Raw genomic sequence first — 24,312 nt, 5'->3', positions numbered from 1 at the left:
CCCGGACAGACGCGGCACGACGTGACGGCCGGCCCCGGCGGGACTTGACCCGTACAAGGGAGAAACCCGGCCCCGCCGCGCCTAGTCTGACGGCCAGTCGATCACCGGCCAGCCCCGAGGAGCGCATGTGACGCCACCCCGCAGACAGCCCGCCCGACGCCGTACCGCCGTCCTCGCCACCGTCCCCGTCGCCGTGGCCGCCCTCCTCGGCGCCGCCGGGCCCACGGCCCCGGGCACCACCGGAGCGCCCGGCGCGGGCGACCCCTACTTCCCGCTCAGCGGCAACGGCGGCTACGACGTCCGCCACTACGACCTGACGCTGCGTTACGACACCTCCTCCCGCCGCCTGGACGCCACCTCGGTGCTCACCGCCCGCGCCACCCAGCGGCTGACCCGCTTCGACCTCGACCTGAAGGGCCTGAAGGTCACCGCCGTCACCGTCGACCGCACGGCGGCGGCCTTCCGGCGCGACGGCCAGGAACTCGTCGTCACCCCGCGCCACGCCCTGCGCGCAGGGCAGGAGTTCCGCGTCACGGTCGCCTACCACGGCACCCCGAAGCCGGTCACCGACCCCGACGGCTCTTCGGACGGCTGGATCCCCACCGACGACGGCGCGTTCGTCGCGGGAGAGCCACAGGGCGCGATGACCTGGTTCCCGGCCAACGGCCACCCCAAGGACAAGGCGTCGTACGACTTCACCATCACCGTGCCCGAGGGGCGCACCGCCGTCGCCAACGGCGTCCTGCTCGGGCAGCGCACCGCCCACGGCACGACCACCTTCCGCTGGCGCGAGACCCAGCCCATGGCCGCCTACCTCGCCACCGCGACCATCGGGAAGTTCCAGGTCGAGCGGTACACCACCCGCGACGGCATCCAGGTGTACAACGCCGTGGACGCCCGCGAGGCCCGCGCCGCCGCACCCGTCCTGAAGAAGCTGCCCTCCGTGCTGGAGTGGGAGAGCAAGCTGTTCGGGCCGTACCCGTTCCGGGCCGCCGGCTCGATCGTCGACCACGCCCCGGACGTCGGCTACGCCCTGGAGACCCAGACCCGGCCGGTCTACGACTCCGCACCCGGCCTCGACACCCTCGTCCACGAGAGCGCCCACCAGTGGTTCGGCGACTCCGTCACCCTCACCGCCTGGAAGGACATCTGGCTCAACGAGGGCTTCGCCACCTACGCCGAGTGGCTCTACGACGAGCAGCACGGCGGCCGCAGCGCCCAGAAGGCCTTCGACGCCCTCTACGCCCGGCCCGCGAGCGACGCGTTGTGGGACTACCCGCCCGGCGACCCGGGCAGTGGCGAGAACATCTTCGGCACGCCCGTCTACGCCCGCGGCGCCATGGCCCTGCACGAGCTGCGCCGGGCCGTCGGCGACCGGGACTTCTTCCGGATCCTGCGCGCCTGGGCGACCGGGCACCGCGGCGGACACGGGACCACGGCACAGTTCGTCAGGCTTGCCGAGAAGACTTCGGGGAAGCAGTTGGACGGGCTGTTCCACACCTGGCTGTACACACCGGGCAAACCGGACCGCCCCTGAACCGCGACCGGTTCACCGTCCCGCACCGTCCACGCTGACCGCTTCCAAACAACTGTCGGCCAAGATCGACTCATGATCCAACGCAGAACCGCCGTCGCTCTCCTCGCCTCCCCGCTGCTGCTCACCGGCTGCGGCGGCGGAGCCGAGGCGACCGAAAGCCGGACCCCCACCCGTCGCCCGGCACCGGCACCCACCCCCGGCACCGCCACGCCGCCGGCCCCGCGGGGCATACCCGGCCTGGGGCCCGAGCGGACCGCGGCGATACCCGAGCGCTGCACGCAGGCCGTCGTCGTCACCGGGCGCGGCGAGAACTCCCCGCTCTGCACGGTCGTCCTGCACCAGCGCACCGCCACCGGCTGGCAGGCCGGGCCCGCCTGGCCCGCCCACAACGCGCTGCGCGGCTGGAGCGCCCACCACATGCTCGGCGACCTGCGCTCCCCCCTCGGCGTCTACACCCTCTCCGACGCCGGCGGCCTGCTCCCGGACCCCGGCAGCAAGCTCCCGTACCACCGCTCCGGCGGATTCCACTCGCCCGGCACCGGCTTCGAGGGCGAATCCCTGGACGGCTCCTTCGACTACGTCATCGCCATCGACTACAACCGCGAGCCCGGCACCTCGCCCCTGGACTGGACCAGGCCCCTCGGCCCGGAGCGCGGCGGGGGAGTGTGGCTGCACGTCGACCACGGCGGGCCCACCCACGGCTGCGTCAGCGTCGCCAAGGCGCACATGAAGGACCTCCTGCGCACCCTCGACCCCGGCCGGCATCCGGTCGTCGTCATGGGGTACGCCGACTGGCTCGCGCACTGAGCCGCTTAGGATCCGAACTCGTGTGCGCACATGTGCTGGTCGCCGAGGACGACGAGAAACAGGCCGAACTGATCCGCCGCTCGCTGCTGGCCGAGGGCCACACCGCCACGGTCGTCCACGACGGCGCGGCGGCGCTCGACGCCGCCCGCCGGCTGCGGCCCGACCTCGTCGTCCTGGACCTCATGCTCCCGGTCCTCGACGGCTTCGGCGTGTGCCGGGCGTTGCGCGCCGGCCCGGAGCGGCCGGACATCCCGGTGGTCATGCTCACCGCCCGCTCCGCCGAGGACGACCTGCTGCTCGGCCTCGACGTCGGCGCCGACGACTACCTGACCAAGCCGTACAGCCCACGCGAGCTGATGGCCCGTATCCGCACGGTCCTCAGACGCAGCGGGCGGGGCGTCGGCGCCCGGGACGACGACCCGGTCGTCCGGGCCGCCGGGATCAGCGTCGATCCGGTACGGCACGAGGTGCGCTGCGACGGCGCGCCGGTCGAGTGCACGCCGGCCGAGTTCCAGATCCTGCTGGCCATGGCGGGCGAGCCGGAGCGCGTGTTCACCCGGCGGCAACTGCTGCACTGCACCCGCGGCTTCGACCGGGCCTCCACCGAGCGGGCCGTCGACGTGCACATCATGAACCTGCGCCGCAAGATCGAGGCCGACCCGCGGCGGCCGGTGCGGCTGCTGACCGTGTTCGGCGTCGGCTACAAGCTGAGCGGCACCCGGCGGTGAGGCGCCGGATACCGGTGCGCAAACGGCTGGTCGTCCGGCTGCTGTTCGTCTCCGCGCTGATCGCCGTCTGTTCCGTGGCGGCCACCGCCTGGCTCGCGGTGACCACCACCACCAGCGCCCTGAAGGAGGAGCAGGGGCAGGACCTCGCCGCCGACAACCACATCCTCGCCCAGCTCAGCGGCTACGCCGCCACCCACTCCGACTGGTCGGGGGTCCGGCACACCCTGCGCGAGCTGGCCGCCCGCACCGGACGCCGGATCGCCCTCACCACCGCCGACCGCACCCTGGTCGCCGACTCCGCGCCCCGCGGCACCCCGCTGCCGCCCCGGCCCGCCGCCACCGTGGACCCGCTGCGCACCGACACCTACACCGAGACCGGCGCCCAGCTCAGCGGCATCGACCCGCGCGTGGTGGGCCCCTACCTGCTCACGGCCGCGGAACGCGCCAAGCTGGAGGCGCTGGCCGCCCAGCGCAAGCGGTGCTACGAGCGCTACGGCCTCCAGGCCACCGTCGCACGGACCGCGAGCGGGCGGCCGGTGGTCACCACGGCGGACGGCGCCGACCCCGCCGCCTACGGTGCCGACGTGTGCGAGGACGGCCGGCTCAACACCGCCACCCCGACCGAGCAGAAGGCCCTGGACGCCCTGTCCGACCTGATCCGACCCTGCCTGCACAAGGACGGAATCGACCTCGGCGGACGGCTGTTCCTCATGTTCGACCCCAGTGGCAAGGATCCCTTCGGCGGCTATCAGATCGGCAAGTACGCCAAGCTCGGCACCGGCGAGGCCGCGCGGACGGCCCAGCGCTGTGTCCAGACCGCTCGCCGCACCCAGCTCCAGCCCTATGTCGCCCCGGTGGCCGAGCTGTTCCTCGGCATCGGCGACCAGAATCCGGCCCGCTTCGACATGTCACCGGCCAACAAGGCCAAGGTGGTCGGCGTGGCCGGTCTGGTCCTGGCCGTCACCGTCGCCGTGACCGCCGTCGTGGCCGTCCGACTGGTCCGGCCGCTGCGCGCGCTCACGCTGGCCGCGCAGCAGCCGCCCGAGCTGCACGTGCGCGTGCCGGTGACCACCCGCGACGAGACCGGCATCCTCGCCGAGGCCTTCAACGACCTCACCGAGCGCCGCGCGCGTCTGGAGACACAGCGCAAGGCCATGGTCAGCGACATCGCGCACGAGCTGCGCAGCCCGCTCACCAACATCCGGGGCTGGCTGGAGGTCGTCCGGGACGGCGTCGTCGACCCCGACCCGGCGCTGCTGGACTCGCTGCACGAGGAGGCGCTCGTCCTCCAGCGGATCATCGACGACCTCCAGGACCTCGCCGCGGCCGACGCCGGCACCCTGCGCCTGCACCGCGAGCCGCTGCGGGCCGGCGACCTGCTCGACCAGGTCGCCGCCGCCCACCGCGTCGCCGCCGACGCCGCCGGGGTCGCCCTGCGCACCGAGGCCGACGCCGCCGCCTGGCTGGACGCCGACCCGGTGCGGATGCGGCAGGCCCTCGGGAACCTGGTCTCCAACGCGCTGCGGCACACCCCCGCCGGCGGCACCGTCACGCTCGCCGCCCGCCGGGACGGCGACCAGGCCGTGCTCACCGTCACCGACACCGGCCCGGGCATCGCGCCCGAGGACCTGCCGCACGTCTTCGAACGGTTCTGGCGCGCGGAGAAGTCCCGCAGCCGCCGCACGGGCGGCAGCGGGCTCGGCCTGTCGATCGTCCGCCACATGGTCGCCGCCCACGGCGGCACGGCCGGGGCCGCGAGCGAGCCGGGGGCGGGCGCGGTGTTCACCCTGCGGCTCCCGGCCGTGCCGCCACCCGGTGACGAGCCCTGAGAGCGGGGCGGAGGAGGCCGGAGAGTGGGGCGGAGGAGCCCGACGAGTGGGGCGGAGGAGGCCGGAGAGTGGGACGGACGAGCCCGGAGCGGAGTAATGGGGTCCGATTTCCGGGGCGCGCCGGGGGTACTCCGGTCGCGCAAGGCGCAGCACAGGGAGGCAGCACAGGGAGGTCGTGCCATGAGCGGACCGGAGGACCTGCCGGTCGTGTCCACGCTGGCCGAGGTGGCCCGCCTGGTGGAACGGCACCAGGGCCTGTACGTGCGCTGGTCGAAGGGACCGGGCACCGACCTCGACGACGTGTCCAGCACCGACGAGCTGACTGGCGTCCCCATGCCCGGGCTGTCCGCCAACCCGCTCGACGTCGAGAACTGGTGGGAGGGCCGGTCGGTGGAGCTGTGGGTGGCGCGCCGCCTGTACGACTACGCGCACCTGCCGCACGACAAGGGCCCCGGTGTGCGCCCCTGGGTCCTGCGGGGCCGGGAGACGGGCCGGGGCCCCGACAACGAGCCCCTCGTGGCCGACGTCGAGCCGCTGTGCTGGATCGCCGACGAGGTGATCGACGCGGCCCGTGACGAGGTGACCCGGCAGGAGCGGGAGTGGGGGACCCTGCGCCGCGGTGGCCGCTGAGCCCCACTCCCGCCCCTCCCGGGCCGCCGGTCAGCCGGAGCGTTGCCGGGAGCGGGCGCGGCGCCGCAGTGCCCGGCGTTCCAGCTCCGTCGTACCGCCCCAGATTCCGATGCTCTGGCCCGTGTCCAGCGCCCAGTCCAGGCACTGCTCCCGGACCGGGCAGCGCCCGCACACCGCCTTGGCCCGCTGGGCCTGCACCTGCGCGGGTCCGGTGGTGCCGATCGGAAAGAACAGATCGGGGTCCTCGAGACGGCACGCGGCATGGTCGCGCCAGTTGTCCATCGGAAGTCTCCTGGTTCGGATCGAAGTCGTCCGTGCCCTGTCACATGCGTCGCCCATGGGTCGCCAAGGCGTTCCGCACGCGTTCTCCGGTCTCGGGTGACCGGTCGGGAGGGCGTGAAACGGCGCAACGGGTGGGAGATCGGGTGACGAACGCGCGGCGGTCGCCCCGGGTGGCGCCGGCCCGGCGAGGGGCCGTACGCGGTCAACAGGCCGGGCAGCGGGGCACGGAGGACACCGGACCGACCGACCGGGCACCGGCGGCGGGGAGTTCGGGCCGACCGACGGCCCGGCCCGGCGACTGCCACGCCGTCGCGGGACCACCGTACTCCGGAACTCGGCCGGCGACCCTCCGCCGTCCGCGAGGTTCCAGGCCGCCGGGGGAGGGGACACACGGGGGCGCCGAGAGCGGCACGGCGGCACCGTGCCTCGCCCCCGGGGCCTCAGCGCCGGGGCGGTACGGCGGCTCGGCTCTGCCCGGGTTCGGTGGCCCAGCCGCGCAGCGTCCGCGCCGCCGTCGTCGTCACCGCCTCCGCCAGGGCCGCCAGGGCGGAGGAGTCGAGCTTCCACTGCTGCCAGTACAGCGTGACGTCCATCCACTCACCGGGGGCGAGCACGACCAGGCGCCCCCGGTCCAGCAGCGGGCCGGCCTGCGCCTCCGGGACCATGCCCCAGCCGAGCCCGGCGGCGACCGCGTCCAGGAACCCCTCCGAGGTCGGCACGTGGTGCCGGAACGGGCCGGCGGACGCGCGGCCGAGCCGGCGGGCGAACCCGTCCTGGAAGTCGTCCTTGCGGTCGAAGACCACGACGGGCGCCCGGGACAGCGCCTCCGGCAGGGACCGCCCCTCGACGTGGACCGTGGTGAACTCGGGGGCGGCCACGGGCAGATAGCGCATCCTGCCCAGCGGACGGACCGTGCAGCCGGGCACCGGGTCGGGCGAGGAGGTCACCGCCGCCATCACCAGGCCCTCGCGCAGCAGCGCCGCCGTGTGGTCCTCGTCCTCCCGGTGCAGTTCGTAGCAGAGGTCCGCGACGCGGGTCAGGGCCGGCAGGAACCAGGTCGCCAGCGAGTCCGCGTTCACCGCGACCGACACCCGCGTGGGCTCCCCGGTGCCGTTCAGCCCCAGCTCGCCCCAGGCGTCCCGCTCCAGCCGGGCGAGCTGCCGGGCGAACCGCACGAGCACCGCGCCGGACTCCGTCGGCCGCACCGGTTTGGTGCGCTGGAGCAGCACCCGGCCGGTGCGCTGCTCAAGGGCCTTGACCCGCTGGCTGACCGCCGACGGCGTCACGTGCAGCGCGGCGGCGGCCGCGTCGAAGGTGCCCTCGTCGACCACGGCGAGCAGCGTCCGCACCTGCTCCAGAGGCAGCTCTGACATCACAAGCCCTAATGGTACGTGAAAATCTTTAGCTGTACTTGCGGACGTTGCGTTTCTAGCGTCGACGGCATGAACCACGCCCTGACCGCCGCGGTCGCCGGATTCGGCACCGGCCTCTCCCTGATCGTCGCCATCGGCGCCCAGAACGCCTTCGTCCTGCGGCAGGGGGTGCGCCGGGACGCCGTCCTCGCCGTCGTCGGCATCTGCGCCCTGTCCGACGCGGTGCTCATCGCGCTCGGCGTCGGCGGGGTCGGCGCGGTCGTGGTCGCCTGGCCCGGCGCGCTGCGGGCGATCGGGATCGTCGGCGGTGTGTTCCTGCTCTGCTACGGCGCCCTGGCCGCCCGCCGGGTGCTCAGGCCCGGCACCGGACTGCGTGCGGAGGGCGAGGCGGCCGGCTCGCGCCGCCGGGCGGTGCTCACCTGCCTGGCGATGACCTGGCTGAACCCGCACGTCTACCTGGACACCGTGTTCCTGCTGGGCTCGCTGGCCGCCGACCGGGGCCCGCTGCGCTGGACCTTCGGCCTCGGCGCCGCGCTCGCCAGCCTGTGCTGGTTCGCCGCGCTCGGGTTCGGCGCCCGGCTGCTCGGCCGGTTCCTGGCCCGGCCGGGGGCGTGGCGGGTCCTGGACGGCCTGGTCGCCCTCACCATGCTGGCCCTCGGCGCGACCCTGGTCGCCGGAACCTGAGACGAACCAGTCGTCGCGCACAGGAGTTCCTGGGACAGTTAGGCTCTCGAAGCGAAAAGATGTAACGAGCAACCAGGACATCCGTGGACACGAGCGAGAGCAGCAGCACCGAGACCGACCGGCCCGAGGGCCGACCCGACAGCCGGTCCGAGACCGACGAGCCGGCGGCCGAGGACCCGCCCCGGCGCGGCTGGCGCCGCTGGGCGATGGACACCCGCCCGCTGCGCATCCCCGCCTACCGGCGCCTGTGGTCGTCGACGATCGTCACCGCCGTCGGCAGCCAGCTCACCGCCGTCGCCGTGCCCAAGCAGATCTACGACATCACCCACTCCTCGGCCTGGGTCGGCTACGCGAGCCTCGCGGGCCTCGTGCCCATGGTGGCCTTCGCGCTGTGGGGCGGGGCGGTCGCCGACACCGTGGACCGGCGCAGGCTGCTGCTGGTCACCAACACCGGTATCGCGGTGACCTCGCTGCTGTTCTGGGCGCAGGCGGTCACCGGTCTGGACTCGGTCGTCGTCCTCATGGTGCTGCTCGCGCTGCAACAGGCGTTCTTCGGGCTCAACTCGCCCGCCCGCACCGCCTCCATCGCCCGCCTGGTCCCCGCGGAGCAGCTGCCGGCCGCCAACGCCCTCGGTTCGACGGTGATGCAGACCGGCCTGGTGGCCGGCCCGCTGCTCGCCGGTGCGCTCATCCCGGTGATCGGGCTGCCCGAGCTGTATCTGATCGACGCGCTGGCGCTGTGCGTGACGGTGTGGGCCGTCTTCCGGCTGCCCGCGCTGCCGCCGCTCGGCGGTGCCGCCCGCCGGGCGGGGCTACGGGAGATAGCGGCGGGCTTCCGTTACATCTCCCGGCACAAGGTGCTGCTGCTGTCCTTCCTCGCCGACATCGTCGCCATGGTGTTCGGCATGCCCCGCGCCCTGTTCCCGGAGCTGGCCGCGCACACGTACGGCTCGTACGGCGAGGGCCTGGCCCTCGGTGTGCTGTTCGCGGGCATCCCGGTCGGCGCGGTGCTCGGCGGCCTGTTCTCCGGCGTCTTCTCGCGGGCCCGCCGGCACGGCTGGATGGTCATCGGAGCGGTCGTCGGCTGGGGCGTGGCCGTCGCCGGGTTCGGGCTGAGCGCGAACCTCTGGGTCGCCGTGGCCTTCCTCGCCGTGGCCGGTGTCGCCGACATGGTCTCGATGGTGTTCCGCGGCGCCATCCTGCTGTCCGCCGCGACCGACGAGATGCGCGGCCGGATGCAGGGGGTGTTCACGGTGGTCGTCGCGGGCGGGCCGCGCCTGGCCGACGTGCTGCACGGCACCGCCGGTTCGGCGTTCGGCCCGCGCGCCGCCGTCGCGGGCGGCGGCGCTCTGGTCGTCGTGGTGATGCTGGCCCTGGCCGCCGCCGTCCCGGCCCTGCGCCGCTACCGGATCTGAGAGCCTGGCGCATCCGGGGCGCGGGGAAGCGGGGCCTGGCGGACCCGGTGGCCTGCGGACCCGGTGGCCTCGTGTACCCGATCGCCTAGATCGGGCTGCTGCGCCGTCGCATCGTGTACTGCTCCATCAGCTTTCCGCGGGTCGTCTCCAGTCGATGGGCGAGGATCTCGGCCACCGTCCGCACCAGCGAGAGCCCGAGCAGCGGATCCTCCACGCACAGCCCGAGCACCGACGGCCCGTCGAACTCGTAGGCCCGTACGTTGCTGAAGGCCACCGCGCCGAAGTCCCACTCGTACGGCGGGAACAGCCAGGACCAGCCGAGCATGTCGCCCGCGCCCAGCGTGGCCACGGTCACCCGCTGCCGCGAGGTGACCTGCTGGTCCAGGTGGACCGCGCCCGAGCGGATCACCCAGAACCGGTCGGCGGTGCCGCCCGCCTCGAAGATGTGCGTGTCCTCCGGGAAGGACACCTCCCTCGCCAGCTCCATCAGGCGCTCGCGCTGCGCCTGGGGGAGGGCGGTGAGCAGTTTGATCGCTTTGGTCATGACGCATGGCTCCTCGCCGGCGGCGGTTGCGATGGGGGTGCTGTGCTCTCAAGCCCATTTCAGCCGCTGTGACCGCCCGGAGCACGTCGAGGAAGCGGATCCTTGCCCGTGTCGCGCTCAGGGCAGCAAAAAGCCCTGGCTGGACGGGGGAAACCAGCCAGGGCCGTATGCGGTGACACGAGGAGCGGGGAAGGACGGTTCCGCGCCGCTCTCGCATCACTTATGGATGAACCATAAACCATCTGCCGTACCTTTGGGTAACCAGAAGCGGGTCAGGTGACCTGTTTCACTCCTTCCGTCCGCACCGGGCCCCCGCCCGGGCGGACGATCTCCTCCAGCACCCGCAGCACCGCCTCGAACGCCCGGGCCCGGTCAGCCGCCTCCCGCGCTCCCTCCGGGTCCGTCGCCGTCAGACTCCGCGCCCGTTCCCGCCAGGCCCGCTCCTCCTCGGCCGCGCGCTCCCGGCCCCGCCGGATCCGCCGCAACAACTCGTCCGCGTCCACCACATCGGTCATGTCCGCCGGGTACCCGCTCGGTCCGCCGTGATGACACCGGCACCGAGGGTGTTTGACAACGCCCTCAGGGGTCAGCCGAAAGGGGGAGAGAACCCTGCAATCCGGGCACCGCTCAAGGAGGAAGGGAATGCTCGACAACCACTGGACCCGTTCCGCCGCCACCCTGCCGCAAGCGCACGGCCGGGTGCCGTGCCGGCCGGCCGAGGCCCGCAGAACGGTGGAGCGCGTCATGACCGAGCGGTGCCGGGCCCGCGCCCTGCCGTGTCCGCCCGAGGCCGTCGAGGACGCGCTGCTGGTCACCTCGGAACTCACCACCAACGCCCTGCTGCACGGCGGCGGCATCACCGACTTCGACGTCGACGTCGACGGATGCGACGTCCGGGTCTCGGTGAGCGACAACAGCGACGACCTGCCGGTCACCGATCCGGCCGGTGACGAGCGCGGTTCCGCCCAGCCCGGCGGCCGGGGCTGGCCCATCGTGTGCCGGCTGGCCCGGGACGTCCGGGTGGCGGAGCTGCCCCGCGGCGGCAAGTGCATCACGGCCGTCGTACCGCTGCGCTGAAGCGGTTCTCCGAAGTGTTCCGCTCAGCGCGTTTGCGCGCGGGGGCGAGGGGCAGACGGAATCTCGTGCTTCGGACCGGAGGCGCGTGCCCCGCGGGGACAATCCCGCTGCCTGGGCCCCCTTCCGGCGGGCCCGGTGGCTCACCCGCGGCGAACCCTGACACCACCGTTCGGGCCAGGACCCGGAACCGCGGTTCCGGCCATGTGCCCTGAAACCACGTTCAGGAGCGATTCCGCATGCTGACCGACATGTCGACAAGCCGTCCCGGCACGACCGCCACCAGCGACACCGCCGCCACCAGCGACACCGCCGGCGCCGCCGCGGCGCCCACCCGGCGCAACCACGACGACGCGCCGGACACCGCGGAACTGTTCGCCCGGCTGGCGGACCTGGAGGACGGACCCGAGCGGGACGCCGTGCGCGACGAACTCGTCACCGCCTGGCTGCCCATGGCCCACCGGATCGCCGGCCGGTTCCGCGACCGCGGCGAGTCGGTCGAGGACCTGCGCCAGGTGGCCGCGCTGGGCCTGGTGAAGGCCATCGACCGCTTCGACCCCTCGCGCGGGGCCTTCGAGAGCTATGCCGTGCCGACCATCACCGGAGAGGTCAAGCGGCACTTCCGCGACCGGATGTGGGCCCTCAGGGTGCCGCGCCGGGTGCAGGAACTGCGCAACCGGGTGCGGGTGGCCCGGCGGGAACTCACCCAGAACCCGGGCAGCCCCGAGCCCACCGTCTCCGACATCGCCGCCCACACCGGGCTCAGCGAGGAGGAGGTGACCGCCGGCATGGAGGCGCTGGAGAGCTTCAGCACCCTGTCGCTGGACGCCGAACTCTCCAGTGGCGACGACGGCTACAGCCTCGCCGACACCCTCGGCGCCACGGACAGCTCCTTCGACGTCGTGGTCGACCGCGAGGCCGCCAAGGAGGGGCTGCGCCGACTGCCCGAGCGCGAGCGGGCCATTCTCTACATGCGCTTCTTCGAGGACATGACCCAGAGCCGCATCGCCGACCGGCTCGGCATCTCCCAGATGCACGTCTCCCGGCTGATCAGCCGCAGCTGCGCCCGCGTCCGCGACGAGGTGCTGGGCAGCCGCCGCCCCGGTACCGACCCGCGGTGAGCGCTCACCTCCGGGGCTGCGCCGGCCCGCCGGCCAGGCCCAGCGGCCGGGCGAGGCCGGAGACCGCCTCGTCCAGGCGTTGCAGGTGGCGCAGCACCCGGTCGGTCACGCGGCCGTAGCGCGGGGTGCGCAGGGTGCCCGGCTCCAGCATCGACGCGATGCTGGGGCCGGTCTCGATCTCGGCCGTGGACCTCGGGTCCGTGACGTGCGCGGCGATCGCCTCGATGTTGTGCACGATCCGCCCGCACACCCCGCGCAGCCGGGGGTCCGCCGCGATCGCCGGATGCGTCGGCAGCAGCTCGGCCGTGGCCGCGAGGGACCGCCCGTGGTACGCGCAGGTCTCCAGCAGCGCCACCACATAGCGGGCCGTGTTCCGGCGCGAGCGCAACGGGGTGATCGGATGCGTCAGCGGCTGGGTGGCCGCGCGCAGGTCGGCCAGCGCCTGGTCCAGCCCGCGCGCCTGCTCCACCAGGTCGCCGCCCGCCCCGCCGCTGAGCTGGTCGACGGCGCCCCGCGTGACGTCGGCGAGCCGGTCCAGCACCGCCACCAGCAGCTCGTTGGTACGGCGGTCGGTGTGGACCGGCAGCACCACGGCCGCCGCGATCACCCCGCAGGCCGCGCCGAGCGCCGTCTCCTCGATCCGCAGCATCAGCACCGACATGCTGTAGGTGTTCAGCAGGGTGTAGAGCAGCCCCAGCATGGCCGTCACGAAGAACGACATCAGCGTGTACGACAGGGGCGCCGTGTAGAACATCGCGAAGATGAACAGCAGCACCAGCGCGAACGCCGTCCACGTGTGGTGCCCGACCAGCGCGGCGAGCCCGATGCCGGCCACCACGCCGAGCACCGTGCCCAGCAGCCGCCGGTAGCCCTTCACCAGGATCTCGCCGGTGGAGGCCGTGTTCAGGAACACGATCCAGCAGGTCAGCACCGCCCAGTACCAGCGCTGGGTGGACAGCAGCTCACCGCCCGCGATGGCCAGCGAGGAGCCGACGGCGACCTGCACGGCGGCCCGGGTGGTGGGCCGTTTCAGACCGGTCGGCTCCGGCTCCTCGGCTTCGCTCTCCTCGCTGATCTCGATCGCGGCGTCCTCCGCGTCCAGCTCCTCGCGTGAGCGGGCGGTCGCCGGGGTGTCGTCGGACTCGTCCTGCGCTCCCTCCAGGGCGACCCGCAGGCCCAGGGCGGCCCGGGCCGCCTCGCCGAGGCCGCGGAAGACGTCCTGCACGGCCGGGGAGGCCGGGGGCAGGTTCTCCTCCTCGCGGTAGCCGAGCAGCCGGTTGCGCACCTGGGCGAGCGCCGTCCCCGACGCCTCCCCGGCCGACCGCAGCATCAGCAGCCGCAGGGCCTGGAGATCCCGGCGCAGCGCGGCCGTCGCCTCGTCCCGCACCGGCAGCTCGCCGCCCGAGGGCAGCGGGGCGCCCGGCAGATGCAGGGTCAGGGTGTCGGTCCGCTGCGCGCTGCGCGCGGTGAGCAGCAGCAGGCCGAGCCGCTCGGCGGCGATCTCCGCGTCCGCGATGCGGCGCTGGAGCAGCCGGGCCACCGCCGGGTCCGAGGTGCCGTCCTCCAGCCGGCCCTGGATCAGCAGCGCCGTCTCGTGCAGCCGCGCGGTGCCGGTGCGCAGGTCCGCCAGCACCTTCTCGGCCTCCTCGGGGCCGGCGTCCAGCAACGCGGCCTGGGTGGCGAGCAGCTGGGCGAGCCGGGCGCGGAAGGCCCGCCGGAGCCGGTCCAGGGTGCCCGCCGGGGTCTGCGGCAGCAGCACGAACCGGGCGGCGGCGCTGCACGCGAACGCCACGCAGATGACGCCGTACAGCGCGGGCAGCACCGACGCCGTCGCGCCCACGAACAGCGACAGGAAGTAGACCTGGAATCCGATCAGCCCCAGCGCCGTGCCCCGGTCACCGAACCGGCGGCCGTAGACGGCGCAGAAGATGAGGACGACGAAGAACAGGTCACCGGCGACGACCTGTTGGTTGAGCAGCGCGCCCAGCGACACCGAGGCCAGCGCCACCGGCAGGCCGATCGCGAGCGTCACGGCCTGCCGGGCGCGCTGCTTCTCCCGGATGGCGAACGTGGCGACCATCGCCGCCATCGCCCCGGCGACCAGCTGGGGCACCGGGACGCGCAGCGCGGCCAGCACGGCGAGGCTGAGCGCGATGGCGGCGACCGTACGCAGTCCCGCGGTCAGCCGGAGCAGTCCGGGATCCGACGCCGCGAGCCGGTCCCACATCCGTACCCGTCCCGACCGTCCCGCTGCCCTCACGCCGCCGTGCTCTCTCCCGTGCCGGAAATCGATCTCTGCTCCAGCATCGCACGCGGGCCCGGCTCACCTGCCTTCGGCCAGGGTGGCGGCCACCAGCGCGTTGGCATGCCCGTGGCCCATACCGTGCTCGGACTTCAGCCGGTCGACCAGCTCCATGTGCTTCGTCAGCGGCGAGGAGCGGATCAGCTCATGAGAAGACCGCCGGTCCGCAGGAAAATGATCGGCGGCCCTCGGTGATCCACGTCACCTCACGGATGGTCGATGCCCGCGCCCTCCACCTGGGTCCGGACCTGTTCCGGTGTCAGATAGGAGTCCGTGAACTCGAAGTCCTTCAGCCGGGCGGGCTTGCGGGCCTGGAAGCCCGTGCGGACGAAGTCGTCGCCCGCGACGGCGTTCAGCAGCCAGTTGGTCATCACCCGGGTCTTGGCCACGTTGGTGCGCAGCGCCGACCAGTGGTAGCCGCGGGCCACCGCCTGCGCGGGCACCCCGCGCAGCTCGATCCCCAGCGGCTTGGACACCGCGTCCTTGCCGCCGAGGTCGACGACGAGTCCCAGGTCCTTGTGGACGTACGGCTGCATCGGCTGACCCCGCAGCGTCGAGATGATGTTGTCGGCGACCTTCCTGCCCTGCCGCATGGCGTGCTGCGCGGTGGGCGGGCAGACCGCGCCCTCCTGTCCCTTGGCCAGGTCGGGTACGGCCGCCGAGTCGCCGAGCGCGAAGACCCCGTCGTGGCCCGGCAGGCACATCTCGGCGGTGACCGCCAGCCGGCCCTTGACCGTCTCCGCGCCGAGCGTGGCGATGAGCGGGCTGGCGACCACGCCGGCCGTCCAGATCAGGGTGTGCGTCGGCACCACCCGGCCGTCGGTGAAGGTGACCTCCTCCGGGCCGGCCTTGTCGATCGACACGCCCAGCGAGACCTCGATGCCGCGCCGCTTCAGGATCTCCTGCGCGCTGCGGCCGAGCTTGTCGCCCAACTCGGGCATGAGCTTGGGCGCGATGTCGATCAGATGCCACTTGATCAGGCCCGGGTCCAGCCGCGGGTACCGCTGCACGGCCGCGTGCGTCAGCCGCTGGAGGCAGGCCGCGGTCTCGGTGCCCGCGTAGCCGCCGCCGACCACCACGAACTGGAGCCGCGCGGCCCGCTCGGCCGGGTTGTCGCTGGCGTCCGCCAGGTCGAGCTGGGAGATGACGTGGTCGCGGATGTAGGCGGCCTCGGCGAGGGTCTTCATCCCGAAGGCGTGCTCGGTCAGGCCCGGGATGTCGAAGGTGCGGGTCACGCTGCCCGGTGCCAGCACGATGTAGTCGTAGGGTTCGTTGACGATCTTGTCGGTGATGGTGCGGACGACGCACACCTTGGCCTTCAGGTCCACCCCTATCGCGCCGCCCGGGATGATCCGGGTGCGGTACTTCTTGCTGCGGCGCAGGGACAGGGCGATCGACTGCGGCGTGAGCACGCCGGAGGCGACCTGGGGCAGCAGTGGCAGATAGAGCTGATAGGCGAACGGCGTCACCAGTGTGACGTCGGCCTCGTCCGGGGCGAGTTTCCGCTCCAGGCGGCGGACGCAGTCCACTCCGGCGAAGCCTGCGCCAACCACCAGGATCCTGGGTCGTGTCACGGTGTTCATCCCTTTCTGCGGCTCCAGGCGGTCCGACTCGACGCCGTTCGCATGCCCTGGATCGCTCTGCGCCAACTCCGATCCCACCGTGCCTCCAGCCGTTCCGCCAGCTGGGTGGGGCAGGCAGACGAACGCGTGGGGACCAGCATGCCCCCACCGGGAGGTGGAGTAACCGACTGGCGCGCACCTACACGCCGCACACCCGTCACCAGGGCAGAAACGCGTGGATGTCCTTGCCGCGGTCGTGCACCACGACGCTGACCTGGGTGCACAGCGTGTGCACCAGGTGCCAGCCGATGCCGCCACCGCCCGTGCGCGGGTGGAACGGCCGCGGTTCCGGTTTGGTCGTGCTGGTGTCCCGCATCGTCACGTGGACCCCGTCGAACGTGCGGCGCATCCGCAGGTCGAACGGACCGGGCGCGTACTGGATCGCGTTCGCGGCCAGTTCGGTCACGACCAGCAGGATGTCGTCCCAGTACTCGTGCGCGCCCGGCGGTGCGTTCCGGGCGAGCGCGCACAGGAACTCCTCCGCCGCGAGCCGCGCCCCCGTGACGTTGCGCAGCTCACCGGGGAAGGAGAACGTACGCTCGTACCTCTCCTCCGAGGGTGGTGTGTCGTCCCAGCGCGGCTCCGTCACCATCTCGCATTCCCCGGCCCCGGCCCGGAAGGGGCCGGCTCGGCCCCTTCCGACCAGAACGGTCGTCGTTGCTGATCTCTCGCTGCGCTGCGGGTTCCCCCAGCCGCGCAGGCTATCCGTCTCCCCTCGCCCCGCCGCCCGAACGCCGTGGCTCCGCGGCCCGCTCAGCGGAAGACGTCGTCCGGTTCGTCCCACTCGGCCGGCTCCGGCGGACCCGGCCGCGACCGGGAGCGCGCCTGGTACATCGCCTCGATCTCGGCCGCGTAGTGCCGCACGACGGCGTCCCGGCGCAGCTTCATGGACGGCGTCAGCAGCCCGTTGTCCGGTGCGAACGGTTCCTGGAGGACACGGTAGACCCTGATGGACTCCGCGCGGGACACGGCACTGTTGGCGGAGGCGACGGCCCGCGCGATCTCCTCCCGCAGCGCGTTCTCCTCCCGGGTCTCCCGGCCCTGAGCGTCGCCCTGGAGCGCCAGGGCGGCCCGCCAGTGCGCGAGGAACTCCGGGTCCAGGGTGATGAGGGCGCCGACGCAGGGCCGGTCGTCGCCGATCACCACCGCCTGGTGGACCAGCGGATGCATGCGCAGCCGCTGCTCCAGCAGCGCCGGGGCCACGCTCTTGCCGCCGCTGGTGACGATGATGTCCTTCTTGCGCCCGGTGATCGTCAGATACCCCTCGGAGTCCAGCCGTCCGATGTCCCCGGTCGCCAGCCAACCGCCGCGCAGCGCGGCCCGGGTCGCCCGCTCGTCGCTGATGTAGCCCTGGAACACCGACGGGCCGCGCACCAGGATCTCCCCGTCGTCGGCCACCTGGACCTCGGTGCCGGGCAGCGGCATGCCCACGGTCCCGGACTTCTCCCGGCCCAGCGGCTGCATGGTGATCCCGCCGGAGGCCTCGGTGAGCCCGTACCCGTCGTGGAGGTACACGCCGATGCCCTCGTAGAACAGGCACAGTTCGCGGTTCAGCGCGCTGCCGCCGGAGGTGCCGCGCACCACCCGGCCGCCGAGCGCGGCCCGCAGCCTGCGGTACACCGTCCGTTCGTACAGGGCGTGTTGCAGCCTCAGTTCCAGCCCGGGACCCGGCCCGGTGCCCAGCCGCCGGCGCTCCTCGGCCGCGGCGAAGTCCCGCGCGGTCTGCGCGGCCCGCTCGAACAGGGCGCCCCGGCCCGCCTGTTGGGCGGTGCGCAGAAAGGTCTTGTAGAGCTTCTCGAACACCGACGGCACGCCGTACAGGTACGTCGGCCGGAACGTGCTCAGCGCCGACGCCAGTGCCGGCCCGGTCAGCTCCGGCTCGTGCGCCATCAGGACCCCGCCGCGCACACACATCAGCATGATCATGATGCCGTAGACGTGGGAGAACGGCAGGAACGCCAGCACGGACGGCTGTTCGCCCGGGGGCGCGGCGGTGTGCGCCCAGCCGGCCAGCAGGGTGTCGCAGGGGTAGGCCAGACCGCGGTGGCTGAGCGCGCAGCCCATCGGCCGCCCCGAGGTGCCGGAGGTGTACACGATGGCCGCCGTGGAGTCCGGCAGCACGATCCGGCGCAGCGACTCCACCGTGGTGTACGGGACGGCCGTGCCCCGTTCGACGAGGTCGGGCAGGGCGCCCGCGTCCAGCTGCCAGACGTGCCGCAGCCGTGGCAGCCGGGTGCACACGGTGCCGACGGTCATGATGCCCTGCTCGTCCTCCACGACCACGGCCACACAGCCCGCGTCCCGCAGGATCCACTCGACCTGGTCCCGCGAGGAGGCGGGATGGACCGGCACGATCTCGGCGCCCACGGCCCACAACGCGTGGGCGAGCACCGTCCACTCGTAGCGGGTCCGGGCCATCAGGGCCACCCGGTGGCCCGGCGAGATCCCGGCGGCGATCAGGCCCTTGGCCAGGTCCACCACCTCGTCCCGCAGCTCGACCGCCGTCACCTCGTGCCATCCGGCCGTGGCGGGGCCGGACCGGCGCGCGAGGACGGGCAGCGTCGGATTCCGGTCCGCCTGGGCGAACACGCTGTCGGCGAGGCCGCCGGTGAGGGGCGGGGCGACGGCGGGAGCGAGGGCGAGGTTCCGCATGCGCTGCTCCTGGTGTACGGAGGGTCACTCCGCCGATCGGCTCGGTGTCGGCGGTGCTCGAATGTAGCCCAGGCAAGCGCGTTCGGTGACGGGAACGGGGAAGTCGTGATCGGCTGATGATGTGGGCGTCTCCTGGGGACTCGGGAGACATGAGTCATGTGAACCCCGATCCGGAACCCGAGCGCACGACCGGTCTGGAACCAGGTGGGGGAGTTCCGCCCGGCGAGACCCCTCCGGCCGAGAGCAGCCTGCCCGAGGCCGGGCCCCGCGAGCCGCACGTCCAGCGCAGAGGCTGGGCCAAGGCACCGCTGACCCTGATCCTGCTGCTGGTCGTCCTGATCGCGGCCTTCTTCCTGGTGTACGCCCTGGTACTGATCCTCTGACCGGCTCCCTCAGGCCTGCGTGCGCCGCACGCACTCGGTGACGACGTCGCGCAGGCTGCCGGTGTGCTCCAGCAGCCGGCGCTGCTCCCGTGCGCCGTTGCCGGTGCGCAGCAGCTCCTCGACGGCCCGCTCGGCACGGGCCGCGTCGCCGCTCTCGGTGAGCGCGTCCCCCGTGTACTCCAGCAAGGAGCGCAGCACCCGGGGCGCGCGCCGGGGCCGCATGGTCGTCGGGTCGAGCAGATCCTCCTCCAGCCCGAACCGGGCGGCCTGCCAGTCGGCCAGCCGGAGCAGGCTCACGCCGGGGTCGGGCGCCGACCGGCCCGTCCGCCACTCCCGGGCGGTCGTCTCCACGAGGGCACGGCAGAGGGCCGCGATCAGTACGGCGCTCTCCGCGCTCAGGCACACGTCCGCCACCCGGATCTCCACCGTCGGATAGCGGGCCGACAGCCGTGCGTCGAAGTAGGCCATGGCCTCGTCGAGGATGACGCCGGTTGCCACCATGTCGGCCACTCTGCGGTGGTACCGCTCGGCCGTCCCGAACGGCTCCGTCGGCCCGGCCGACGGCCACCGGTTCCACACCCGGCTGCGATAGCTGGCGTAGCCGGTGTTCCGGCCCCGCCAGAACGGGGAGTTCCCGCTGATCGCGCGCAGCACCGGCAGCCACGGGCGGAGCCGGTCGAGGACCGCGACGCCCTCCTCGTCGGACTCCACCGACACATGGACATGGCAGCCGCAGACCAGTTGCTCCCAGGTGGGTATGCCGAACCGCTCGGCCAGCCACTGGTACCGGTCGTTCACACTGAGGGAGGGACTGACCGGCAGCGGAGAGGTGGCCAGCGCGGCGACCGCGCAGCCGATCTGCCCGGCGTGCCGGGCCGCCTCCTTGCGGCAGCGGACGATCTCGTCACCGAGGTCCCCCATGTCCGACTGCGGATGCGTGGCGAACTCCAGCATCTGCCCGAACAGCTCCTTCTCGAAGACGTCCTGCCCGGGATCGTCCTGGGCGGCATGGGCGAGGACGGCCGCCGCCAGCGCCTTCGGGTCTCCGCTGTCCGGATCGACCAGAAGGAGTTCCTCCTCCACTCCGACGGTGCGCACGTGGTGCCGCCCTTCTGTCCGTGCCACGAGGGGCAGTCGCTGTCTTCACGACCCCGACTGCCCCTCGGACGGCCGCCGACACCTGCGGCTTTCAGCCCTCCGGCGTCAGCCAGACGGTGGCGAGCGGTGGCAGCGTCAGCTTCAGGAATCCCTCCTCGGGCTTGACCGGTCCCTCGGTGCGGACACCACTGCCGCCGTACCGGGTGTCGTCGGTGTTCAGCTCCTCGCACCAGGCGGGGAACCCGTCGGAGACCCACAGGCGGTAGTCGTGCCGGACGACGGGGGAGAAGTTCGACACCGCCAGCAGCGGGCGGCCGTCGGCGGCGAACCGCAGGAACGCCAGCACGTTGTCGTCGGCCGCGTCGCACAGCACCCACCGGAAGCCGCCCGGGTCGGTGTCCCGCTGCCACAGCGCCGGCGTCGCCCGGTACACCGTGTTCAGGTCCCGCACCAGGGCCTGCACGCCCCGGTGGTCGCCGGCGGAGTGGTAGTCGTCGGCGAGCAGCCACCACTCGGGGCCGTGGGTGTGCGACCACTCGGCTCCCTGCGCGAACTCCTGCCCCATGAACAACAGCTGTTTACCGGGGTGGGCCCACATGAAGCCGAGGTAGGCCCGGTGGTTGGCGCGCCGCTGCCACCAGTCGCCGGGCATCTTCGACACCAGCGCCTGCTTGCCGTGCACCACCTCGTCGTGCGAGATCGGCAGGACGTAGTTCTCGCTGTAGGCGTACACCATCGAGAAGGTCATCTCGTTGTGGTGGTACCTGCGGTGCACCGGCTCCTTCTGGATGTACTCCAGCGAGTCGTGCATCCAGCCCATGTTCCACTTCAGCCCGAACCCCAGGCCGCCGCTGTCCGTCGGCCGGGTCACCCCGTCCCACGCGGTGGACTCCTCGGCGATGGTCACCACACCCGGGCAGCGCCGGTACACGGTGGCGTTCATCTCCTGGAGGAAGGCCACCGCGTCCAGGTCCTCCCGGCCGCCGAACACATTGGGCTCCCACTGCCCGGAGTCCCGCGAGTAGTCCAGGTAGAGCATGGAGGCGACGGCGTCCACGCGCAGGCCGTCGATGTGGAACTCCTCGCACCAGTAGACCGCGTTGGCGACGAGGAAGTTGCGCACTTCGGTGCGGCCGTAGTCGAACTCGTACGTCCCCCAGTCCGGGTGCTCCGCCCGCAGCGCGTTCCCGGGCTCGTACAGCGGGTCCCCGTCGAACCGGGCCAGCGCCCAGTCGTCCTTGGGGAAGTGGGCCGGCACCCAGTCCATGATCACACCGAGGCCGGCGCGGTGACAGGCGTCCACGAAGTACCGGAAGTCGTCCGGCGAGCCGAGCCGGGGCGTGGGCGCGTAGTAGGAGGTGACCTGGTAGCCCCAGGAGCCGCTGAACGGGTACCCGGCCACCGGCATCAGCTCCACATGCGTGAAGCCCATCTCCTTGACGTACGGCGGGAGTTCCTCCGCCAGCTGCCGGTAGGTCAGCCCCGGCCGCCAGGACGGCAGATGCACCTCGTACACCGAGAACGGCGCCTGGTGCACGGGGGTGTCACCGCGGTGCGCCATCCAGTCCTCGTCGCCCCACTCGTAGTGCGAGGACGTCACGACCGAGGCCGTGTCCGGCGGCACCTCCGTGCCCCGGGCCATCGGGTCGGCCTTCAGGAACCGGTGGCCGTACCGGGAGGTGATCTCGAACTTGTACCGGGTGCCGTCGCCGATCCCGGGCAGGAACAGCTCCCACACACCGGACGCGCCGAGCGACCGCATCGGGTACTGCGTCCCGTCCCAGTACGTGAAGTCCCCGGCCACCCGCACTCCCTGGGCGTTCGGCGCCCACACGGTGAAGCGGGTACCGGCCACGCCCTGGTGGACCATCGGCTCGGCCCCGAGCGCCCGCCACAGCTGCTCGTGCCGGCCCTCCCGGATCAGATGCAGGTCCAGTTCGCCGAGGGCGGGCAGGAAGCGGTACGGGTCGTGCACCTCCTGCTCGCCGTCGTCGTACGCCACCAGCAGGGTGTACGACGGGACCTCCGCGCAGGGCAGGACGGCGGCGAACAGGCCGTCGCCCTCCGACCGCAGCTCGGTCGGGGTGCCGTCGATCACGACGCTCACCGCCCGGGCGTTCGGGCGCAGCGCCCGGAACAGCGTGCCGCCCGGCACCGGATGGGCGCCCAGCAGGGCGTGCGGATCGTGATGCGCGCCGGCCAGCAGCCGGCCGCGGTCGGCGGGGTCCAGGGCCACGGCCGTGGGCGGCTTGGGCCCGGCGGCCTCGGGACGCGTGGTGTCCTTCAGTGCCATGAGTCAGCCTCCCCACACGGCGAGCCGTTTGATCGCCGCCATCGGTACCGGCAGCCAGTCCGGTCGGTGTCTCGCCTCGTACAGCACCTCGTAGACCGCCCTGTCCGTCTCGTGCGCGCGCAGCAGCGCGTGCTTCTTGCGTGGATCCCAGCCGGCGCGGGCCGCGTAGCCCGCGCAGAACGCCTCCCGGCAGCGGCGCGCCCACTCGGGTCGCCAGGGGCGGCGCTGCCGGGCCGCGTAGTCGAAGGAGCGCAGCATCCCGGCGACGTCCCGCACCGGGGACTGCGGGGCCCGCCGCTCGGCGAGCGGACGGGACGGCTCGCCCTCGAAGTCGATGACGAACCAGTCCCGGCCGGCCCGCAGCACCTGCCCGAGGTGCAGGTCGCCGTGGATGCGCTGGGCGGGCGGCCCGGTGTCGCAGGTGGCGAGCGCCGCGAACGCGGCCCTCAGGCCCGGTACGAAGGGCAGCAGCCCGGGCACGGCGTGCGCGGCGGCGTCCAGCCGCGCGCACATCGCCTCGGCCGTACGGCCGTTCTCGCCCGGCCCGGCCGGCGGGAAGGCCTCGGCCAGCGCCAGGTGCACCTCGGCCATGGCCCGCCCCAGCGCGCGGGCCTCGGTGGTGAAGTGGTCGCCCGCGGCGAGCGCGCGCAGCGCCAGCGTCCAGCCGTCGGTGGCGTCCGGCAGGAACGGTTGCAGCACCCCGAGGGTGGCCGGGCGCGGGGCGGTCGTGGTGAACCAGGCCACCGGCGCGGGCACCCGGGTGCAGCCCTGCGCGGTCAGCGCCGCCGGCACCTCAAGGTCCGGGTTGACGCCCGGCTGGATCCGGCGGAAGACCTTCAGGATGTACGCGTCGCCGTACACGATCGAGGAGTTGGACTGCTCGGCGTCCAGCAGCCGCGGCGGCAGACCGCCGGGCAGATGGGCGGCCGGGTCGGCCTCGAACCGCAGCGGGCCCGCCACGCCGGGCCGGCGCAGCCGCTCCAGCAGCAGATGGGCCGAGCGCGGGTCGTGCAGCGCGTCGTACACCGCGAGCCCGGCGAGCGGGCCGTCCACGGCGCGCCCGATGAACGCCCGCTCCAGCCGGGGGGCGAGGTGCGGGCGCAGGCCCAGCAGCAGCTGGTAGCAGTCCCCGGGCGGGGGAGTGCCGCCGGGGGTGGGCACCGGCACGTGCGAGGCGTGCACCAGCAGGTGCAGACACCCCGGGAACAGCTCCGTCACGGACAGCACCGACAGATCGGTGACCGGCCGGTCCTTGCCCGCGAACCAGCGTTGCCTCGGCAGCCAGTCGCGCAGCAGCCCGCCCAACGAGGCCAGCGGCCCGTCGGGCCCGGCCGCGGTGCGCGGTCGGGGGGTGATGGTCTTCGGCATGGTGACGCGTCCTTTCCTCGGCGCCGTTCAGCGGCGGCGGCCGATGCGGGATGCGACTCGGGTGAGCCGGAACCAGTAGAAGCCGTGGCCTTGCAGGGTGAGCAGGTAGGGCAGTTCACCGATGGCGGGGAAGCGCACGCCGCCGATCAGCTCGACCGGGTGCCGTCCGTCGTAGGCCCGCAGGTCGAGCTCGGTGGGCTGGGCGAAGCGGGAGAAGTTGTTCACGCACAGCACCAGGTCGTCGCCGTACTCGCGCAGGAAGGCCAGGACCGCCGGGTTGGAGGACTGGAGTTCCGTGAACGAGCCGAGTCCGAAGGCGGGGTTCTGCTTGCGGATCTCGATCATGCGGCGAGTCCAGTGCAGCAGGCTGGACGGGGACGACATCGAGGCTTCCACGTTGGTGACCTGGTAGCCGTAGACCGGGTCCATGATCGCGGGCAGGAACAGGCGTCCCGGGTCACAGGTCGAGAAGCCGGCGTTGCGGTCGGGGGTCCACTGCATGGGGGTGCGTACGGCGTCGCGGTCGCCGAGCCAGATGTTGTCGCCCATGCCGATCTCGTCGCCGTAGTA

22 protein-coding genes and 1 pseudogene are annotated in these 24,312 nt (G+C 73.1%); 10 read left to right on the top strand and 13 right to left on the bottom strand.

Going from position 1 to position 24,312, the window contains the following annotated elements; genetic code table 11:
* Positions 1-127 precede the first annotated feature (127 nt).
* The 5 genes from ACZ4WH_RS21555 (at position 128) to ACZ4WH_RS21535 (ending at position 5,531) form a co-directional block, all read left to right on the top strand.
* Positions 128-1,537 carry a M1 family metallopeptidase gene (locus ACZ4WH_RS21555; RefSeq protein ID WP_468182738.1) on the top strand — a complete coding sequence of 470 codons (1,410 nt, stop codon included), beginning with the start codon at positions 128-130 and terminating at the stop codon, positions 1,535-1,537.
* Positions 1,538-1,609: 72 nt separating this feature from the next.
* A complete protein-coding gene (locus ACZ4WH_RS21550) occupies positions 1,610-2,344 on the top strand; it encodes a L,D-transpeptidase family protein (RefSeq protein ID WP_468182736.1) in 735 nt (244 codons plus the stop codon).
* A 20-nt stretch (positions 2,345-2,364) separates the two neighbouring features.
* Positions 2,365-3,072 (top strand): response regulator transcription factor, encoded by a 708-nt coding sequence (locus ACZ4WH_RS21545; RefSeq protein ID WP_468182734.1) that lies wholly within the window; start codon positions 2,365-2,367, stop codon positions 3,070-3,072.
* Positions 3,069-4,901, top strand: coding sequence for a sensor histidine kinase (locus tag ACZ4WH_RS21540; RefSeq protein WP_468182732.1), 1,833 nt, complete (start codon positions 3,069-3,071; stop codon positions 4,899-4,901). Before ACZ4WH_RS21545 ends, ACZ4WH_RS21540 begins: the two co-directional genes overlap by 4 nt.
* Positions 4,902-5,081: 180 nt before the next feature.
* Positions 5,082-5,531 (top strand): DUF6098 family protein, encoded by a 450-nt coding sequence (locus ACZ4WH_RS21535; RefSeq protein WP_468182730.1) that lies wholly within the window; start codon positions 5,082-5,084, stop codon positions 5,529-5,531.
* Positions 5,532-5,561: 30 nt separating this feature from the next.
* Here the strand turns inward: ACZ4WH_RS21535 and ACZ4WH_RS21530 are convergent, their stop codons facing one another.
* Together ACZ4WH_RS21530 and ACZ4WH_RS21525 are read right to left on the bottom strand one after the other, a co-directional pair.
* Positions 5,562-5,813: a WhiB family transcriptional regulator gene (locus ACZ4WH_RS21530; RefSeq protein ID WP_468182729.1), complete on the bottom strand. Its 252-nt coding sequence runs from the start codon at positions 5,811-5,813 to the stop codon at positions 5,562-5,564.
* A gap of 440 nt (positions 5,814-6,253) precedes the next feature.
* A complete protein-coding gene (locus ACZ4WH_RS21525) occupies positions 6,254-7,189 on the bottom strand; it encodes a LysR family transcriptional regulator ArgP (protein ID WP_468182727.1) in 936 nt (311 codons plus the stop codon).
* A 66-nt stretch (positions 7,190-7,255) separates the two neighbouring features.
* Here ACZ4WH_RS21525 and ACZ4WH_RS21520 point away from each other — a divergent pair, with 66 nt between their 5' ends.
* Together ACZ4WH_RS21520 and ACZ4WH_RS21515 are read left to right on the top strand one after the other, a co-directional pair.
* Complete coding sequence (locus tag ACZ4WH_RS21520; protein ID WP_468182725.1) at positions 7,256-7,870, top strand: LysE/ArgO family amino acid transporter; 615 nt, start codon at positions 7,256-7,258, stop codon at positions 7,868-7,870.
* 83 nt (positions 7,871-7,953) lie between these two features.
* On the top strand, positions 7,954-9,285 hold the full coding sequence (locus tag ACZ4WH_RS21515) for an MFS transporter (protein ID WP_468182723.1): 1,332 nt from the start codon (positions 7,954-7,956) through the stop codon (positions 9,283-9,285).
* A gap of 85 nt (positions 9,286-9,370) precedes the next feature.
* Here ACZ4WH_RS21515 and ACZ4WH_RS21510 read toward each other — a convergent pair whose 3' ends face one another.
* Positions 9,371-9,829 (bottom strand): cyclic nucleotide-binding domain-containing protein, encoded by a 459-nt coding sequence (locus ACZ4WH_RS21510; protein ID WP_468182721.1) that lies wholly within the window; start codon positions 9,827-9,829, stop codon positions 9,371-9,373.
* A 272-nt stretch (positions 9,830-10,101) separates the two neighbouring features.
* Positions 10,102-10,344 (bottom strand): hypothetical protein, encoded by a 243-nt coding sequence (locus tag ACZ4WH_RS21505; RefSeq protein WP_468182719.1) that lies wholly within the window; start codon positions 10,342-10,344, stop codon positions 10,102-10,104.
* Between the two features lie 127 nt (positions 10,345-10,471).
* Here ACZ4WH_RS21505 and ACZ4WH_RS21500 point away from each other — a divergent pair, with 127 nt between their 5' ends.
* Both ACZ4WH_RS21500 and ACZ4WH_RS21495 read left to right on the top strand, forming a co-directional pair.
* Positions 10,472-10,906 (top strand): ATP-binding protein, encoded by a 435-nt coding sequence (locus tag ACZ4WH_RS21500; RefSeq protein WP_468182717.1) that lies wholly within the window; start codon positions 10,472-10,474, stop codon positions 10,904-10,906.
* Between the two features lie 236 nt (positions 10,907-11,142).
* Positions 11,143-12,024, top strand: a complete 882-nt coding sequence (locus ACZ4WH_RS21495; RefSeq protein WP_468182715.1) for an RNA polymerase sigma factor SigF — start codon at positions 11,143-11,145, stop codon at positions 12,022-12,024.
* Between the two features lie 4 nt (positions 12,025-12,028).
* On the opposite strand, the gene ACZ4WH_RS21490 is transcribed toward ACZ4WH_RS21495, so the two are convergent.
* The 5 genes and pseudogenes from ACZ4WH_RS21490 to ACZ4WH_RS21470 form a co-directional block, all read right to left on the bottom strand.
* Positions 12,029-14,251, bottom strand: a complete 2,223-nt coding sequence (locus ACZ4WH_RS21490; protein ID WP_468182713.1) for an FUSC family protein — start codon at positions 14,249-14,251, stop codon at positions 12,029-12,031.
* 96 nt (positions 14,252-14,347) lie between these two features.
* A pseudogene (locus ACZ4WH_RS21485) lies at positions 14,348-14,473 on the bottom strand (DUF4287 domain-containing protein); the annotation flags it as partial.
* A 59-nt stretch (positions 14,474-14,532) separates the two neighbouring features.
* On the bottom strand, positions 14,533-15,909 hold the full coding sequence (locus ACZ4WH_RS21480; RefSeq protein ID WP_468182711.1) for an NAD(P)/FAD-dependent oxidoreductase: 1,377 nt from the start codon (positions 15,907-15,909) through the stop codon (positions 14,533-14,535).
* Positions 15,910-16,105: 196 nt separating this feature from the next.
* Positions 16,106-16,540, bottom strand: coding sequence for an ATP-binding protein (locus tag ACZ4WH_RS21475; RefSeq protein WP_468182709.1), 435 nt, complete (start codon positions 16,538-16,540; stop codon positions 16,106-16,108).
* Between the two features lie 161 nt (positions 16,541-16,701).
* Positions 16,702-18,600 carry an AMP-dependent synthetase/ligase gene (locus ACZ4WH_RS21470; protein WP_468182707.1) on the bottom strand — a complete coding sequence of 633 codons (1,899 nt, stop codon included), beginning with the start codon at positions 18,598-18,600 and terminating at the stop codon, positions 16,702-16,704.
* A 149-nt stretch (positions 18,601-18,749) separates the two neighbouring features.
* On the opposite strand from ACZ4WH_RS21470, the gene ACZ4WH_RS21465 reads away from it, so the two are divergent.
* Entirely contained in the window at positions 18,750-18,983 is a 234-nt protein-coding gene (locus ACZ4WH_RS21465; RefSeq protein ID WP_468182705.1) for a DUF6480 family protein, read from the top strand.
* 9 nt (positions 18,984-18,992) lie between these two features.
* Here ACZ4WH_RS21465 and ACZ4WH_RS21460 read toward each other — a convergent pair whose 3' ends face one another.
* The 4 genes from ACZ4WH_RS21460 to ACZ4WH_RS21445 all read right to left on the bottom strand — a co-directional run.
* Positions 18,993-20,081 (bottom strand): glutamate--cysteine ligase 2, encoded by a 1,089-nt coding sequence (locus ACZ4WH_RS21460; RefSeq protein WP_468182703.1) that lies wholly within the window; start codon positions 20,079-20,081, stop codon positions 18,993-18,995.
* A 91-nt stretch (positions 20,082-20,172) separates the two neighbouring features.
* A complete protein-coding gene (gene glgB, locus ACZ4WH_RS21455) occupies positions 20,173-22,374 on the bottom strand; it encodes a 1,4-alpha-glucan branching enzyme (RefSeq protein ID WP_468182701.1) in 2,202 nt (733 codons plus the stop codon).
* A 3-nt stretch (positions 22,375-22,377) separates the two neighbouring features.
* A complete protein-coding gene (locus ACZ4WH_RS21450; RefSeq protein WP_468182699.1) occupies positions 22,378-23,742 on the bottom strand; it encodes a maltokinase N-terminal cap-like domain-containing protein in 1,365 nt (454 codons plus the stop codon).
* Between the two features lie 27 nt (positions 23,743-23,769).
* The coding region (locus tag ACZ4WH_RS21445; protein WP_468182697.1) for an alpha-glucosidase C-terminal domain-containing protein at positions 23,770-24,312 on the bottom strand (543 nt) is incomplete at its 5' end.

The organism is Streptomyces sp. NPDC029138 (assembly GCF_055564375.1).
This window is presented reverse-complemented; position numbering and strand designations above follow the sequence as displayed.